Origin of the sequence: Cellulosilyticum sp. I15G10I2 (genome assembly GCF_900095725.1) — a bacterium.
GTDB lineage: Bacteria > Bacillota > Clostridia > Lachnospirales > Cellulosilyticaceae > FMMP01.
In genome coordinates, this window is the sequence record NZ_FMMP01000018.1 from 1 (window position 1) to 559 (window position 559).

The window sequence follows — 559 nt, forward strand, 5'->3', positions numbered from 1 at the left end:
AGCTTTTCGCAGCTTATCGCGTCCTTCATCGGCTCTCGGTGCCAAGGCATCCACTCTACGCTCTTAGTAGCTTGACCTAATTATGATTGATGCACGAATGCACCATCATGGTCAAATAATCTCTATAATAAATTATAGGAATAAGTGCCTTGTTTATTCTAAACAAACAAAGTTTGTTTTAAAAGAATAGTTTAATATTTTCGGTTAAATTGTAGATTTTATCATTTCCTTACACCATTACTTACACATCGTCTGTGCTCATAATGTAGTTTGAAGTTTAAAATCTTATTTTCGTAGTATTTGTTTTTCAAAGTACAAAGTGTATGGACTCACTTAGTTTTCTTAGATAATCTAAGTAGATAAGGTTGTCTATACTTACACCCTATCTTCTGCGCTCTGACGAGCTAGAATCTAGGTTGAAAGTTCATGAAATGAACTTTCAAAATAAAACAGTAACCATACTCAGTCATTTTCCTTAGAAAGGAGGTGATCCAGCCGCACCTTCCGATACGGCTACCTTGTTACGACTTCACCCCAGTCATTGGTTTTGCCTTAGGCG

General features: G+C 36.5%; 2 rRNA genes. Both read right to left on the reverse strand.

The features are described from left to right. Nucleotides 1-77 (reverse strand): 23S ribosomal RNA (locus BN3326_RS16870); the annotation flags it as partial. Between the two features lie 402 nt (nucleotides 78-479). Further along, a 16S ribosomal RNA gene (locus BN3326_RS16875) occupies nucleotides 480-559 on the reverse strand; the annotation flags it as partial.